General features: G+C 75.4%; 14 protein-coding genes. 7 read left to right on the plus strand and 7 right to left on the minus strand.

Going from position 1 to position 14734, the window contains the following annotated elements; genetic code table 11:
* Window positions 1-14 precede the first annotated feature (14 nt).
* Both IEZ10_RS00965 and IEZ10_RS00970 read left to right on the plus strand, forming a co-directional pair.
* Window positions 15-509: a YbaK/EbsC family protein gene (locus tag IEZ10_RS00965; protein WP_189244518.1), complete on the plus strand. Its 495-nt coding sequence runs from the start codon at window positions 15-17 to the stop codon at window positions 507-509.
* Window positions 510-597: 88 nt separating this feature from the next.
* Window positions 598-1170 carry a GNAT family N-acetyltransferase gene (locus IEZ10_RS00970; protein WP_229810819.1) on the plus strand — a complete coding sequence of 191 codons (573 nt, stop codon included), beginning with the start codon at window positions 598-600 and terminating at the stop codon, window positions 1168-1170.
* 184 nt (window positions 1171-1354) lie between these two features.
* Here IEZ10_RS00970 and metF read toward each other — a convergent pair whose 3' ends face one another.
* On the minus strand, window positions 1355-2305 hold the full coding sequence (gene metF, locus IEZ10_RS00975; RefSeq protein WP_189244519.1) for a methylenetetrahydrofolate reductase [NAD(P)H]: 951 nt from the start codon (window positions 2303-2305) through the stop codon (window positions 1355-1357).
* Between the two features lie 257 nt (window positions 2306-2562).
* Between metF and IEZ10_RS00980 the strand changes: the two genes are divergently transcribed.
* Window positions 2563-3630, plus strand: a complete 1068-nt coding sequence (locus IEZ10_RS00980; protein ID WP_189244520.1) for a polyprenyl synthetase family protein — start codon at window positions 2563-2565, stop codon at window positions 3628-3630.
* Window positions 3631-3793: 163 nt separating this feature from the next.
* On the opposite strand, the gene thiE is transcribed toward IEZ10_RS00980, so the two are convergent.
* From thiE to IEZ10_RS00995, 3 genes are read right to left on the minus strand one after another with little or no spacing between them, the layout of a single operon-like run.
* Window positions 3794-4435, minus strand: a complete 642-nt coding sequence (gene thiE, locus IEZ10_RS00985) for a thiamine phosphate synthase (RefSeq protein ID WP_189244521.1) — start codon at window positions 4433-4435, stop codon at window positions 3794-3796.
* The gene (locus IEZ10_RS00990; RefSeq protein ID WP_189244522.1) at window positions 4413-4787 is read right to left on the minus strand and encodes an Rv2175c family DNA-binding protein; all 375 of its coding nucleotides are present in this window, start codon (window positions 4785-4787) and stop codon (window positions 4413-4415) included. The genes thiE and IEZ10_RS00990 overlap by 23 nt, the downstream gene beginning before the upstream one ends.
* A 47-nt stretch (window positions 4788-4834) precedes the next feature.
* Window positions 4835-5992, minus strand: a complete 1158-nt coding sequence (locus IEZ10_RS00995) for an NAD(P)/FAD-dependent oxidoreductase (RefSeq protein ID WP_229810820.1) — start codon at window positions 5990-5992, stop codon at window positions 4835-4837.
* A 348-nt stretch (window positions 5993-6340) separates the two neighbouring features.
* Here IEZ10_RS00995 and thiO point away from each other — a divergent pair, with 348 nt between their 5' ends.
* The 4 genes from thiO (at window position 6341) to pknB (ending at window position 10707) form a co-directional block, all read left to right on the plus strand.
* Window positions 6341-7498 carry a glycine oxidase ThiO gene (gene thiO, locus IEZ10_RS01000; protein WP_189245037.1) on the plus strand — a complete coding sequence of 386 codons (1158 nt, stop codon included), beginning with the start codon at window positions 6341-6343 and terminating at the stop codon, window positions 7496-7498.
* A gap of 2 nt (window positions 7499-7500) precedes the next feature.
* Window positions 7501-7695, plus strand: coding sequence for a sulfur carrier protein ThiS (thiS, locus tag IEZ10_RS01005; protein ID WP_373287369.1), 195 nt, complete (start codon window positions 7501-7503; stop codon window positions 7693-7695).
* Between the two features lie 5 nt (window positions 7696-7700).
* Entirely contained in the window at window positions 7701-8459 is a 759-nt protein-coding gene (locus tag IEZ10_RS01010) for a thiazole synthase (RefSeq protein ID WP_268246264.1), read from the plus strand.
* 271 nt (window positions 8460-8730) lie between these two features.
* Entirely contained in the window at window positions 8731-10707 is a 1977-nt protein-coding gene (gene pknB, locus IEZ10_RS01015) for a Stk1 family PASTA domain-containing Ser/Thr kinase (RefSeq protein ID WP_189244525.1), read from the plus strand.
* A gap of 131 nt (window positions 10708-10838) precedes the next feature.
* Here the strand turns inward: pknB and alc are convergent, their stop codons facing one another.
* From alc to IEZ10_RS01030, 3 genes are read right to left on the minus strand one after another with little or no spacing between them, the layout of a single operon-like run.
* Window positions 10839-11792: an allantoicase gene (alc, locus tag IEZ10_RS01020; RefSeq protein ID WP_189244526.1), complete on the minus strand. Its 954-nt coding sequence runs from the start codon at window positions 11790-11792 to the stop codon at window positions 10839-10841.
* Window positions 11789-13345, minus strand: a complete 1557-nt coding sequence (gene allB / locus IEZ10_RS01025; RefSeq protein ID WP_229810821.1) for an allantoinase AllB — start codon at window positions 13343-13345, stop codon at window positions 11789-11791. Before allB ends, alc begins: the two co-directional genes overlap by 4 nt.
* Entirely contained in the window at window positions 13342-14523 is a 1182-nt protein-coding gene (locus IEZ10_RS01030) for a glycerate kinase (protein ID WP_229810822.1), read from the minus strand. Before IEZ10_RS01030 ends, allB begins: the two co-directional genes overlap by 4 nt.
* Window positions 14524-14734: the final 211 nt, after the last annotated feature.

The raw sequence follows: 14734 nt of genomic DNA on the forward strand, positions 1-14734 counted from the left end.
TTTAGAGTGGCCGCGTGCCAGAAAAGTTGCATCCGAACGTGGAGAAGGTCGCCGCGGTCCTCCGCGAGCACGGCGCCACCGGTGAGATCGTGGTGTTCGAGGAGGCGACCCCGACCGCGGCGACGGCCGCGGCCCGGCTGGGCTGCGAGGTCGGCGCGATCGCCAACAGCCTGGTCTTCGACGCCGACGGCGAGCCGCTCCTGGTGCTCACCAGCGGCGCGCACCGGGTGGACACCGCCCTGGTGGCCCGGACGGTCGGCGTTGCGAAGGTACGGCGTGCGAGCCCCGACTTCGTCCGCGCGGCCACCGGCCAGGTGATCGGCGGGGTGGCTCCGGTCGGCCACCCCGCCCCCCTGCGGACCCTGGTCGACACCTGGCTCGACCGGTACGAGACGGTGTGGGCGGCGGCGGGCCACCCGCACACGGTCTTCCCCACGTCCTTCGCCGAGCTGCTCCGCCTCACCGGGGGCGTCGCGGCCGAGGTGGAGGAGAAGACCACCGCCGGGTAGGAGTGCCGCACCGCCGGGGAGGCCGCCGGGCGTTCTTTTCCCGGCTCAGTCCGGTTCGGGCGGCATCGTCCCTGCTAGGGTGCGTAAGGTGATCGGACTGCGCCGGGTCGGCCCCACTGAGTTCACCGCCCGGCTGGACGCGGTCCTCGCCGTCTACACCGCGGCGATGCGCCCGCCCGAGGACCAGGTCCCCGGCCGCAGGACGATCATGGAGAACCACTCCGTCCAGCCCGGATTCTCCTGCGTGTTCGCGGAGGACGCCGCGGGCACGCCGGTAGGCCTCGCCTACGGCTTCCACGGGGTCCCCGGGCAGTGGTGGCACGACGTGGTCATGCGGGCCCTCGCCGACCGGAACGGCGAGGGGAGCGCGCGGGGCTGGCTGGGGGACGCCTTCGACCTCGCCGAGGTCCACGTCCACCCCGACCACCAGGGCAGGGGAATCGGCCGGGCGATGGTCGTCGCGGTCTGCGGCGGCCGCCCGGAGCGCACCGCCGTGCTGTCGACCCGCGACCGGCCCACCACGGCCAGGCACCTCTACCACAGCATGGGCTTCGTCGACCTGCTCACCCGGTTCGTCTTCCCGGGCGGCCACGAGCGCTACGCCATCCTCGGGACGGTGCTCCCCCTCAAGCCGATGGCCGGACGGCCCGCGGACACGTGAACCGGGCGACCCGGGGGCGCGTGACGCGTGAACCGGGCCCGGGCGTCGATGCCGCCACCGTCTGCCACCCGGGACGGCCCGCGGGCGCGTGAACCGGGCTGCCCGGGGGGCGCGTGAGGCCGCCCGCCGCGCCGTCCGGACTCCGCCCGCGTGCCCCGCGACCGGCCTGAGGGCCTGAGACGCCTCAGGCGGTCAGGGAGGCGGCCTGCGGGGCGGCGGGGGCGCCGGGGACGATGTCGAGCGCCCGGAAGACCTCGCGGGTCGCGCTGGAGCGGTTGAAGGTGATGAAGTGGATGCCCGGCGCGCCCTCGGCGAGGAGCGTCCGGCACAGCTCGACGGCGTGCTCGATGCCCAGGCGGCGCACGGCGGCGGGGTCGTCGGCGACGGCCTCGAACCGCGCCGCGACCTCCGGCGGGAACGGCGCTCCCGACAGCTGCTCGGACCGGGCGATCGTGCTCATCTGCGTGACGGGCATGATGCCCGGGATGATCGGCGTGTCGCAGCCGGCGGCCGCCACCCGGTCGCGCAGCCGGAGGTAGTCCTCGGCGCGGAAGAACATCTGGGTGATCGCGTAGTCGGCGCCCGCGCGGCACTTGCGCACGAAGTACTCGGTGTCGGCCTCGATCGTGGCCGACCTGGGGTGCTTGTAGGGGAAGGCGGCCACGCCCACGCAGAAGTCGCCGGCCTGACGGATCAGCCGGACGAGCTCCTCGGCGTACTGGACGCCCTCGGGGTGGCGCACCCACTCGCCGGCGGGGTCGCCGGGCGGGTCGCCCCGCACCGCGAGGATGTTGCGCACGCCCGCGCCGGCGAACCGGCCGACCAGGTGACGCAGCTCACGCAGGGAGTGGTTGACCGCGGTGAAGTGGGCGACCGGGGTCAGCGTGGTCTCGTGGGCGAGCCGCTCCACGATCTCCACGGTGCGGTCGCGGGTGCCGCCGCCCGCGCCGTAGGTCACCGACACGAAGGTGGGGCGCAGCGCCTCCAGCTCCCGGATGACGCGCCAGAGCTGGCGCTCGCCCTCGGCGTTCTTCGGCGGGAAGAACTCGAAGGAGAAGGAGCGGCCACCGGCGGCGAGAAGCTCGCGGACGGTGGGCACGCGATCGGGGAGGACGGACGGGCGACCCAGAGCCATGCCCCTAGGGTACTTGGCGCGCCGCCGCCCGCCGTACTTGTCGGATGCGCTTCGTGACGCGTCGCCCTGTTTCCGGGGGCGCGGTCGCGCCGCGTCACCGGATCCGCGGTGGCGAGGTCGCCCGCGCGGCCCGGTTCCCGGCGCCTCCCCTGCTCGGGCGGCCTTTCGGGCGTTCCTTCCCCCGGTAACGGCGCGTGCGAAACGCCGTAGTGTCCCGCCGATAGGAATCCGTCCGCTTGGACCGATAATGTCTGGGCATGACCACTTCCGCAGCCACGCTCGACATCGTCCGCCTTGAGGTGGATCGCGCCCTCCGGGAGTTCGTCGACCGGCAGCGGCCCCAGGTCAGCGCACCTGAGGCGGCCCCGCTCATCTCCGCCGCCGAGGACTTCCTCTCCTCGGGGAAGCGGCTGCGCCCGGCCTTCTGCTACTGGGGCTGGCGCGGCGCGGGCGGTGAGAACGACCCGGCGTTCTTCAACGCGGCCGCGTCCCTGGAGCTCCTCCAGGCGAGCGCGCTGGTCCACGACGACGTGATGGACGCCAGCGACATGCGCCGGGGCATGCCGGCGGCGCACCGCAGGTTCCAGTCACTGCACGAGGACGCCGGCTGGCACGGCTCGGCCGAGCAGTTCGGCCTGGGCGCCGCCATCCTGCTGGGCAACCTGATGCTCATCTGGTCGGGTGAGATGTGGCGGTCCAGCGGACTGCCGCCGGCCGCCCTGGCCGCGGCCCAGGACGTCCACGACCACATGCGCACCGAGCTGATGTGCGGCCAGTACCTGGACCTGCTGGAGCAGGCCCACGGCGAGGGCACCTTCGACAGCGCGCTGCGGGTCGCCCTGTTCAAGAGCGGGAAGTACTCGGTGGAGCAGCCGCTCAGGCTGGGCCTGGTGCTGGCCACGCGGGGACGCGAGCCGTGGATCGACCGGCTCTGCGAGGAGTACGGCCAGTGCGTGGGCATCGCCTTCCAGCTCCGCGACGACATCCTCGGCGTGTTCGGCGACCCGCTGGAGACCGGCAAGCCGGCCGGCGACGACCTGCGCGAGGGCAAGCGGACCATGCTCATCGCCCGCACCCTCGCCGCGGCCTCCCCCGCCCAGGCCGCCCAGGTGCGCGCCATGCTCGGCGACCCGGCGCTGGACGCGTCCGGGGTGGACCGGCTGCGGCAGATCATCCAGGAGACCGGGGCGCTCGCCGCGTGCGAGCGCCTGATCCAGGAGTACCTCGACGACGCCCTGCGCTCGCTGGAGCACGCCCCGATCACCTCGGAGGCCCGCACGGCGCTGGCCGAGCTGGCCGTGGCCGCGACGTCCCGCCGCACCTGACCGGCCCGCCGTACGGCGCGCAAGGACCACCCGTCCGGGCACGCACGCCCCGTCGTGCGGGCACCGGCGGACCGCCGTACGGCCCCGGGGCATGGCACACGCGGATCGGGGCACAGCGCGACCGGGCGCGGCCGGGCCGTACGGCCGGCTCGGCCGCGTGCGGTCAGACCCCGGCGGTCAGCCGCCGCCTGAACTCCTCGGCGGCGGCCTTGGGGTCGTCGGCCTCGGTGATGGCCCGTACCACCACGACCCGGCGCACGCCGTACGACATGACCTCGTCGAGGTTGGCGAGGTCGATGCCGCCGATGCCGAACCAGGGCCGGTCGGTCGCGAGGGCCGCGGCGTGCCGGAGCAGGCCGGGGCCCGGGGCGGGCCGCCCGGGCTTGGTGGGCGTCGGCCAGATCGGGCCGCAGCAGAAGTAGTCGACGCCGGGCTCGACGGCCGCGGCGGACGCCTCCTCGGGGGCGTGGGTGGAACGCCCGATGAGGATGTCGTCGCCGAGGATGTCGCGGGCGACCGGCACGGGCAGGTCGTCCTGGCCGAGGTGGAGCACGTCGGGCCGGGCCGCGTAGGCGATGTCGGCGCGGTCGTTGACCGCCAGCAGCCGGCCGTGCCGGTCGCAGGCGTCGCGGAAGACCTCCAGCAGCGCCAGCTCCTCGCGGGCCTCCAGGCCCTTCTCGCGGAGCTGGACGATGTCGACGCCGCCGCTCAGGGCGGCGTCGAGGAAGTCGGCGAGGTCACCGCGGTCGCGGCGGCCGTCGGTGCAGAGGTACAGGCGGGCGTCAGAAAGCGAGGGCCTGGGCACGTCTCTTGACCTCGGTGTGGCGGCCCGCGGCGATCGCCTCCACCGGCGATCCCGGCAGGCTGTCGTCCGGAGTGAAGAGCCAGCGCAACGACTCGACGTCGTCGTATCCGGCGTCGAGCAGCACGGTGAGCGTGCCCGGCAGTCCCTTCAGGACGTCGCCGTCGGACAGGAACACGGCCGGGATCTGGGGTTCTCCCCCGCCCCGGCGCACCCCGATGAGCTTGCGGTCCTTGAGGAGCTGCTTGGCGCGGCCGGCACTGAGGCCGAGCCTCCGGGCCACCTCGGTCAGGGTGAGCCACTCGCCCACCAGCTGGTCGGTCTCCCGGTCGATCTGCGCAACAGAAAGCGTCACGAATCCACCACTACCACATCGAGCCTTTCGCCAAACACCGGTGCGGGTCACGCCGCGCAGTCGCGCAACGCTACCGCAGGGTCGGCCAGGCGCTCGACGTCGAGGGGCCGGCCGCCCTCGATGAGGCGCCTGCCCTGGACCAGGTCGCGGGGCCGGTCGACGGACAGCACCGCGACGAGCCGGTCGCGGTCGTCCACCCAGCAGGCCCCCCACTTCGGATCGGCCCCGGGGTCGCCGCGCATGACCAGGCGGCCGCCGTCGTGCCGGCCGGCGTACTGGACCATGTGGCCGAACTGCTCCGACCAGAAGTAGGGAACCGGGTCGTAGACCGCCTCCTCCCCCATCAGGGAGGCCACGGCCACCTCGGGGGCGTTCAGCGCGGTGTCCCAGTGCTCGACCCGCAGGCGGCGGCCGTAGCGGCGCGACCACCAGGCGGCGCAGTCGCCCACCGCGACGACGCCGGGCAGCGAGGTGCGCAGGTGCTCGTCGGTGACGACGCCGTCGTCGAGCCCGACGCCGGAGCCGGCCAGCCACTCGACCGCGGGGCGGACGCCGACACCGGTGACGACCACGTCGGCCTCGACCGCCGAGCCGTCGGCCAGAGTCAGCCCGCCGTGGTCGACGGAGGCGACCGCGGTGCCGAGCCGCAGGTCCACGCCCGCCTGCTCGTACCAGGGGACGGTCCAGGCGCCGACCGGGCCGAGCGCGGCGGCCAGCGGGACGTCGGCGGCCTCGACCACGGTGACCTCGCAGCCGGCCCGGCGCGCGGCGGTGGTCACCTCGGCGCCGATCCAGCCCGCGCCGACGACGGCGATCCTGACCCCCGGCGCGAACAGGGCGCGCAGCCCGAGGGCGTCGTCGATCGTGCGCAGGACGTGCTGCGGGCCGTCGCCGAGCAGCCGGACCGGGCGGGCGCCGGTGGCGATGACCAGCCCGTCGTAGGGAAGCTCGCCCTCGGTGGTCTCCACCACGCCGGGCCGCAACCCCTTGGCGGCCGCTCCCGGGCGGAAGGAGACCTCCAGGGCGCCGAGATCGGAGTCGACGACCGTGGAGTCGGTGCCGCCGAGCAGGACAGCCTTCGACAAGGGGGGGCGGTCGTACGGCCGGTGCCGCTCCTCCCCGATCAGGGTGATCGTGCCGGCGAACCCGTGGGCCCGTAACGCCTCGACGCTGCGCACGCCGGCCAGGCCGGCGCCAACCACCACGACATGATTCACACCTCATCAGCCTAGGCGTCCGGAGGACCCTCGGCTATCTGCTACGTGCGCTGAAACCGGCATTCAACCCACACGGGGCGCTACACCCGCGTCGGGGCGGCCGGAGGCACCCCTTATGGTTGGGATGTCAAGACGCGCGGGAGCCCGGCACGCACCGGGCTGAGAGGAGGGCCGCGAGACCGCCGAAGAGCGCGGAGCCACGCACCGCGACCGGAATCGCCCCTGATGGGCGCGGCCGGGCGACGCGGGCGGGCCGCGACCGGGCGTGACCGCGAGCGGGCCCTCGACCGCCAGGAACCTGATCCGGGTCATGCCGGCGAAGGGAGCGGGATGGGAATGCCGCAGCGGTTCGACCTCCTGGTCGTGGGCGGAGGGGTGATCGGTCTCTCGGTGGCCTGGCGCGCCGCCAGAGGGGGCCTGCGGGCCGCGGTGATGGACCCGGCCCCCGCCTCCGGCGCCTCGCACGCGGCGGCGGGCATGCTGGCGCCGGTGAGCGAGGTCACCTACACCGAGGAGCCCCTGCTGCGGCTGGGCCTGGCCTCGCTGGACAGGTGGCCGTCGTTCGCCGCGGAGCTCGCCGCCGACGCCGGCTGCGAGGTGGGCGACCTCGACTACCGCGACGGCGGCACCCTCGATGTCGCCTTCGGCGCCGACGACATGGCGGCGCTGGAGGAGATCGCCGCGTTCGCCACCGGGCTGGGGCTGCCCGCCCGGCGGCTGACCGGCCGCGAGTGCCGCCGCCTGGAGCCGATGCTGGCCCCGTCCGTCCGCGGCGGCATGCTCGCCGAGAGGGACGCCTGGGTGGACCCCAGGAAGGTCACCGCGGCCCTGCTGACGGCCCTGGAGCGCCGGGGCGTCACCCTGCTGCGGACGCGCGCCGCCGCCCTGGAGACGTCCGCCGGGCGGGTCACCGGGGTACGGCCGGCCGCCGGCGGGACCGTCGGGGCCGACCGGGTGGTCCTGGCGACCGGGGCGTGGTCCGGGGGCCCCGGCGGCGCGGGCGCGCCCGCCGCGATCGAGGGCCTGCCGCCCGGGATCCTGCCGCCGGTACGCCCGGTCAAGGGCCAGATCATGCGGCTGCGCTCCCCCGAGCCGATCCTGGGGCGCTGCGTGCGCGGCACGGTCCACGGCTCGCACGTCTACCTCGTCCCGCGCGCGGACGGCGAGCTGGTCGTCGGGGCCACCCAGGAGGAGATGGGCTTCGACACCAGGGTGACGGCCGGCGGGCTGTGGGAGCTGCTGCGCGACGCCCGGGAGCTGCTCCCCGGGGTGACCGAGCTGGAGCTCTCGGACGCGGTCGCGGGCCTGCGCCCCGGCACGCCGGACAACCTCCCGGTGATCGGCCCGGCCGGCCCGCCGGGCCTGTGGCTGGCCACCGGCCACCACCGCAACGGGGTGCTGCTCGCCCCGCTGACCGCCGACCTGTGCGCCGGCGACGGCGACCCCGGCCTTCTGAAGATCTGCTCACCTCTCCGCTTCCAGGAGCATCGTTGAACGTGACCATCAACGGCGTCGCGCGCGAGCTGCCCTCCGGGGCCACCGTCGCCGAGGCCGTGAAGACCCTGACCGAGACCCGGAACGGGGTGGCCGTCGCCGTGAACGGCGAGGTCGTCTCGCGGGGCGCGTGGGACTCCACCGCGCTCGCCGACGCGGACGCGGTCGAGGTGCTCACCGCGGTGCAGGGAGGCTGAGGGACGTGGACGACGACCTGATCATCGGCGGCGAGAAGTTCGCCTCCCGGCTCATCATGGGCACCGGCGGCGCGCCCTCGCTGGAGGTCCTGGACGCCGCGCTGGCCGCCTCGGGCACCGAGCTGACCACGGTGGCGATGCGGCGGCTGGACCCGTCGGCCCGCGGCTCCGTCCTCGACGTGCTGCGCCGCCGCGGCATCAGGGTCCTGCCCAACACCGCCGGCTGCTTCACCGCCCAGGAGGCGGTGCTGACCGCCCGGCTGGCCAGGGAGGCCCTGGAGACGGACTGGGTCAAGCTGGAGGTCATCTCCGACGAGCGCACCCTGCTGCCCGACCCGATCGAGACCTTCGACGCGGCCGAGCGGCTGGTGGCCGACGGGTTCACGGTGCTGCCGTACATCGGGGACGACCCGGCCCTGGCGCGCCGGCTGGAGCAGGCGGGCTGCGCGGCGGTGATGCCGCTCGGCGCGCCGATCGGCTCCGGCCTGGGCATCCGCAACCCGCACAACATCGAGCTGATCGTGGAGGCGGCCGGGGTGCCGGTGATCCTGGACGCCGGGATCGGCACCGCCAGCGACGCGGCCCTGGCGATGGAGCTGGGCTGCGACGCGGTGCTGCTGGCGACCGCGGTGACCCGGGCCCAGCGGCCCGACCTGATGGCGCAGGCCATGCGGTCGGCGGTCGCCGCGGGGCGGGCCGCCCGCCTGGCGGGCCGGATCCCCCGGCGCCGCTACGCGGAGGCGTCCTCTCCCATGACCCCCTGAGCGGGCCTCCCCGCCGCCCGGGCGTATGGCGGCGGGCGGCGGTACGCCTCGTGGGGGGTGCGCGGCGGCGGGCGGTGCACCCCTCATGAGGGCCGTCCCCGGGCCCCGGCCGGGGACGGCCGGCCGGGGGCGGAGCGTCGGCGACGGGTACAGTGATCCGCCCCGTGGACCTCGGAATGCCCTGGGAATCCGCAGAAAACAGTCAACTTCTCGGCATCGGTTTGGAACACCGGCACCCTGTGGACGCCAAAACGCCCGTAAACTCAGCCGGGTGGACACGACGGTTACTGACCCCCTGGTCGGGAGACTCCTCGACGGGCGTTACCGCGTCGAGTCCCGGATCGCCCGAGGCGGGATGGCGACCGTCTACCTGGCCATGGACATCCGGCTCGACCGCACGGTCGCCGTGAAGGTGATGCACCGATCCCTCGCCGAGGACCCCTCCTTCGTCCGGCGGTTCATCGGCGAGGCGAAGTCGGTGGCGAGCCTGTCGCACCCCAACGTGGTGCACGTCTTCGACCAGGGCACCGACGGCGGCAACGTCTACCTGTCGATGGAGTACGTCCCGGGGCGCACCCTGCGCGACGTGCTCCGCTCCCGCGGCAGGCTGCCCGCCCGCGAGGCCCTGGAGGTCATCATCCCGGTGCTCGCCGCGCTGGGCGCCGCGCACCAGACGGGGATGATCCACCGCGACGTCAAGCCGGAGAACGTCCTCCTCAGCGACGACGGCCGGATCAAGGTGGTGGACTTCGGCCTGGCCCGCGCGATCGAGGCGACCAACCAGACGCGGACCGGCGTCATGATCGGGACCATCGCCTACATGTCGCCCGAGCAGGTGACGGCGGCGGCCGCCGACGCCCGCAGCGACGTCTACGCGGCCGGGATCATGCTGTTCGAGCTCCTCACCGGCAGCCAGCCGTACGAGGGCGACACCCCGATGTCGGTGGCCTACCGGCACGTCCACGACACCGTTCCGCTGCCGTCCAGCCTGCTGCCCGACATCCCCCCGCAGCTCGACGCTCTGGTGGCCAGGGCCACGGCCCGCGACCCCGAGGGCCGTCCGGCGGACGCCACCGCGATGCTGGTCGCCGCGGTGGAGGCGCACCGGGCGCTGCCCATGGACAGCGGCCCGGCGCCGCAGGTCCCGGTCGCCCCGGTACGGCCCGCGGAGCACCCGGGGCCGGCGGGCGCCACCATGGTGCAGCCGGCCGTCAACCACACCCTGGTCCAGCCGCGCGGCGAACTGCTCACCACCCCCGCCGCAGGCCACCCCGGCACCCCGGCCGGGCCGGAGCCGCGGGCGGCCGCGCGGCGCGGCGGGTCCCGGCGGCCCACGTGGTTCCTGATCGCGCTGGCCCTGGTCATGGTGGCCGGGATCGGCCTGACCGGCTGGTGGTTCTCCCAGACCCGCACGATCAAGGTGCCCGACTCGCTGGTGGGCATGAACGTCAAGCTGGCCCAGAGCGAGGCCGAACGGCTCGGCTTCACCGTCGTGGTCGGCCAGGCCCAGTACGACGAGAAGGTCCCCAAGGACAACGTCCTGTCGACCGACCCGGTCGGCGGCACCGAGGTCGAGCCGAAGTCGCGGCTCACCCTGGTCGCCTCGGCGGGCCCCAAGCGGGTCCCGGTGCCCAACGTCGTCGGCATGGACCAGAACGCGGCCCGGTCGAAGCTCGCCGAGGTCAAGCTGGTCACCGGGAACATCCGGCGGCAGGGCAGTGACACCGTGCCGCGCAACCAGGTCATCCGGACCATCCCGGCGGTGGGCAACCCCGTCAAGGAGGGCAGCAAGGTCTCCCTGGTGGTCAGCGCGGGCCTGCTCCTGCCGGACGTCAAGGGCATGCCCCGCGACCAGGCCGACGCCACGCTGCGCACCGCGGGCTTCCTGCCGGAGTTCGTCGAGCAGACCGACGCCGCCACCCCCTGCACGGTCATCGCGCAGGACCCCCAGCCCGGGGCCGAGGTGGACAAGGGCGCCGTCGTGCGGATGACCCTCTCCCAGTGCAACAACCCCGGCTGGCACTGGCCGTGGGAGAACGACGGCCAGCCCGGCGAGGGCGACGGCAAGCAGGTGGTCGTCATCCCCAACGTGATGTTCAAAGAGGTCAAGGCGGCCCGCGACGAGCTGCGCGCCGCGGGGGTGACGGTGAAGATGCGCAAGGGCCTGGGCCGGGGGATGGTGGTGGCGCAGCTCCCGGGGGCCGGCCAGCAGGTCCCGCCGGGCACCGAGGTGACGCTCTGGTTCTGAGCGGCGCGCGCTTCGACCGGTCGCGTGCTCGGCGGGTCGCGGGCCTGTCCGTCCGTACGGCTCGCGGCCGGTCACGCCGTTCCGGATGGCACGGCTCGCCACCGGTCGCGCGTCACGGCCGGCCGTACGGCTCAGGGCCGGTGGAGCAGGCCGTGCAGGCGGACCCGGGCGAGGCCGCCGTCGGGGAAGACGTCCACCCTGACGTGGGTGGTCACCGGCGCGTCCGCGAGGCGGAAGCGGTGGCGCGTGTCGGGCAGCAGCGGGGTCCTGGGCAGCAGCTCCGTCCAGGTACGGCCGTCGGCCGTCCCCCGGAGCGACACGGCGGCCGGGGCGTTGAACAGCAGGTTCGTCGTGTCGATCTCGGCGAGCCGGATGACGCCGGGCCCGGCCAGGCGGATCACCAGCCAGTCGTTGCCGCCGTCGCGGCGGCGGGCCGTCTCCCAGCCCTCGGCCTGGTGCCGGGCGAGGCCGGGGGCTATGACGTTGCCGGGCGGGGAGTAGAACCCGTCGGAGCAGCCGGTGACCAGCCCGCCGTTCTCCAGCGCGGCCAGGTCCAGACCCAGGCCGTCGTAGACCGTCAGGTCCGGCCTGGCCTCGCCGTGCACGCGCAGCCGGGCCACGCCGCCGTCGGGGAAGATGTTCAGCCGCACGTGGGTGCGGCGCCGTTCCCCGGTCACCGTGAAGCGGTGCTCGGCGTCCCCGGTGAGTGCGGCGCGCGGGACGATCTCCTCCCATTCGGCGCCGGCCAGCTCCGCCGCGGTGGGGTGGCCGGTCACCTCGGCCGCCTCGACGGAGGCGTGCGCCGGGTGGTTGGCCCTGAACCAGGCGGTGTCGATCACGACGCCGCGGACCACGCCGGGCACGCCGAGGCGGACCACGGCCCAGTCGTGGCCGGGCTCGCGCCGCCGCCGGGTCTCCCAGCCGTCGTAGACCTGGCCCTTGGCGCCGAAGGTGTGCGCCTGGAAGCCGGGCGGGCCGGGCCGGATGAGGTTCTCCCGCTCGGCGAAGGACTCGTCGCTGGCCGCGACGACCGAGCCGCCGTGGGTGCGCAGCGCCAGGTCGGGCAGGGTGGTGAAGTCGTTCACGACGGGGTCCTTCCGGTGCCGGGGCGGGAGGGCGTGCGAGGACGCGCCGCGGGCGGCTCCGACCGGCCTGGCTCGGGCTCGCCGGGTCCCGGGGCGCCGGGGCCGAGCTCGGGCTCGGGCTCGGGCTCGGTCCGTTCCGGGGTGCCGGTGCCGGGCTCGGCCCGTTCCGGGGCGGGTCGCCGCAGCAGGACCCCGCCGGGCTCGCCGTCGGACCCGCTGTCGGACCCGCTGTCGGACCCGCCGCCCGTGAGGCGGCCGCGCAGCCAGGTGGCGCGGACCGCGCCCCGCAGCGTCCTGCCGTGGTACGGCGTGACCGGATTGCGGTGGTGCAGGGCGGCGGCGTCCACGGTGTGCTCGGCGTCGGGATCGAAGGCCACCAGGTCGGCGTCGCGGCCCGCCTCGATCACACCCTTGCGGGTCAGGCCGGCCAGCGCCGCGGGGCCGGCGGCCATCCACCGGACGACGTGCTCCAGGCCGTATCCGCGCCGCGCCGCCTCGGTCCAGACGACGGACAGGCCGAGCTGGAGGGAGGAGACACCACCCCAGGCACGGGCGAAGTCGGGCACCTTCAGATCCGGCGTGGACGGCGAGTGGTCGGAGACGACACAGCTCAGCACCCCCTCGGCGAGCCCGCGCCAGAGCGCGTCGCGGTTGGCCGCCGAGCGGATCGGCGGACAGCACTTGAACGCGGTGCCGCCGGGCGGCACCTCCTCGGCGGTCAGCGCCAGGTAGTGCGGGCAGGTCTCGGCGGTGATCCGCACGCCCCGCGCCCGTGCCGCGGCCAGCGGCTCCAGGCACAGCGCCGAGGACACGTGCAGGATGTGGACCCGCGCGCCGGTCTCCCCGGCCAGCGCCACGACCCGCTCGACCGCCCGCCGCTCGGCCTCGCCGGGCCGGGAGCCGAGGAAATCGGCGTAGCCGGGCCCGGCGGGATCGGCGAGCAGCGCCGGGTCCTCGGCGTGGACGACCAGCAGGCCGTCGAAGGAGGCGATCTCCGCCATGGCCCGCCGCAGCCCCGCGTCGTCGAGCGGCGGGAACTCCTCCACGCCCGACGGCGACAGGAAGCACTTGAAGCCGAACACGCCGGCCTCGTGCAGCGGCCGCAGGGCGGCGGCGTTCCCGGGGATCGCGCCGCCCCAGAAGCCGACGTCCACCGCGCACCGGCCCCCGGCGGCCCGCCTCTTGACGTCGAGCGCGGCCACGTCCACGGTCGGCGGCAACGAGTTGAGCGGCATGTCCACGATCGTGGTGACGCCGCCGGCCGCGGCGGCCCGGGTGGCCGACGCGAAGCCCTCCCAGTGGGTCCGGCCGGGCTCGTTGACGTGCACGTGGGTGTCGACCAGGCCCGGCAGCAGCGCGACGTCGCCGAGGTCGACCCGTTCGGCGGCGTCCGGGGGCGCGTCGTGGGGGTGCAGGCCGGTGATCCTGCCGTCCCATACGGCCACCGCCGCCGGGGCCTGGCCGCCGGGCAGCACCACCCGGCGGGACCGGACCACCAGGTCCGGTCTCCGCTCGTCCGCTCCCCGGCTCTCGCGGGCCCCGGCGATGGTCACAGGTGTTCCGCGGTGATCCGGCGCGCGAGGCGCTCCAGCAGCGGGCCCGCCTGCGCCATGCACACCTCCGGGTCGGGTTCGAGGTCGGTGAGGGCGTAGGCGGCCGAGATGCCGGCCGCGGCCAGCTCCTCGTCGCCCAGCGTCCGGCGCCCGCACACCGCGACGACCGGGACCCCCGCCTTGGCCGCCGCCGCCGCGACGCCCGCGGGGGCCTTGCCGCGCAGGGTCTGCTCGTCCAGCGACCCCTCCCCGGTGACCACCAGGCGGGCGCCGGGGAGCCGGTCGTGGAAGCGCAGCAGGTCGAGCAGGTACTCGATGCCCGGCCGCAGGTCCGCCCCGAGGAAGGCCAGCGCGGCGAAGCCCACTCCCCCGGCGGCGCCCGCGCCGGGCCGGGCGGCCACGCCCATGGCGCGCACGACGCCGTCGTGCTCGGCGGCGCCGGCCAGGCCGTGGGTGTGCGCGGCGACCGCGGCGAGCCGTACCAGGCCCTTCTCCAGCAGCGCGACGTCCTCGGGGCCGGCGCCCTTCTGCGGGCCGTACACGGCGGCGGCGCCGTGCGGGCCGAGCAGCGGGTTGTCCACGTCACCGGCGACGACATACTCCACGCCGCCGGACGGGCCGAGCCCGGACGCCTCGAACCCGGAGGCGTCGATCCTGTCGAGATCGGTCAGGGCCGCGCCGCCCGGGGGCAGCTCCCGCCCGTCCGCGTCCAGGAACCGGACGCCGAGCGCCGCCATCATGCCGGTGCCGCCGTCGGTGCAGGCGCTGCCGCCCAGGCCGAGCACGATCCGCCGCGCGCCGCGCCGTACGGCGTGGGCGATCAGCTCGCCGGTTCCCCGGCTGGTCGCGGTGAGCGCCCGCGGCCCGTCCGGCAGGCGGCGCAGCCCGGACGCCTCGGCCAGCTCGACCACGGCCGTCGGCGTCCCGCCGGCCTCGCGCCAGGCGTAGGCGGCGCGGACCGGTTCCCCGGTGGGCCCGGTGACCTCGGCCTCGACACGGCCGAACCCGGCGGCGACGGCCGCGTCCACGGTGCCGTCACCGCCGTCGGCCACCGGCACCGCGACCGTGGCGACGTCCGGGCCGAGCCCGGCGGCCACCCGCGCCGCGACCTCGGCCGCGGTCAGCGACCCCTTGAACTTGTCCGGGGCGATGACGACGTGTCCCGACGACTCAGACAACCCTGCTCCCTGGTGTACGGCGGGCCGGTGCGGCCCGCCCGGCACACCCGGGCGGCACCGGTCCCGGCCCGGTGAGGTGGGCCACCATCATCACATCCCTTCGGAAAGGGGTTTCCAGGGTGTCCCGGGTTCTCCGGGCGTCCCGGATTCTCCGGGCGTCCCGGGTTCTCCGGGCGTCCCGGGTTCTCCGGGCGTCCCGAGTTCTCCGGGC

The sequence above is a fragment of the Streptosporangium pseudovulgare genome (genome assembly GCF_014648055.1).
Lineage (GTDB): Bacteria > Actinomycetota > Actinomycetes > Streptosporangiales > Streptosporangiaceae > Streptosporangium > Streptosporangium pseudovulgare.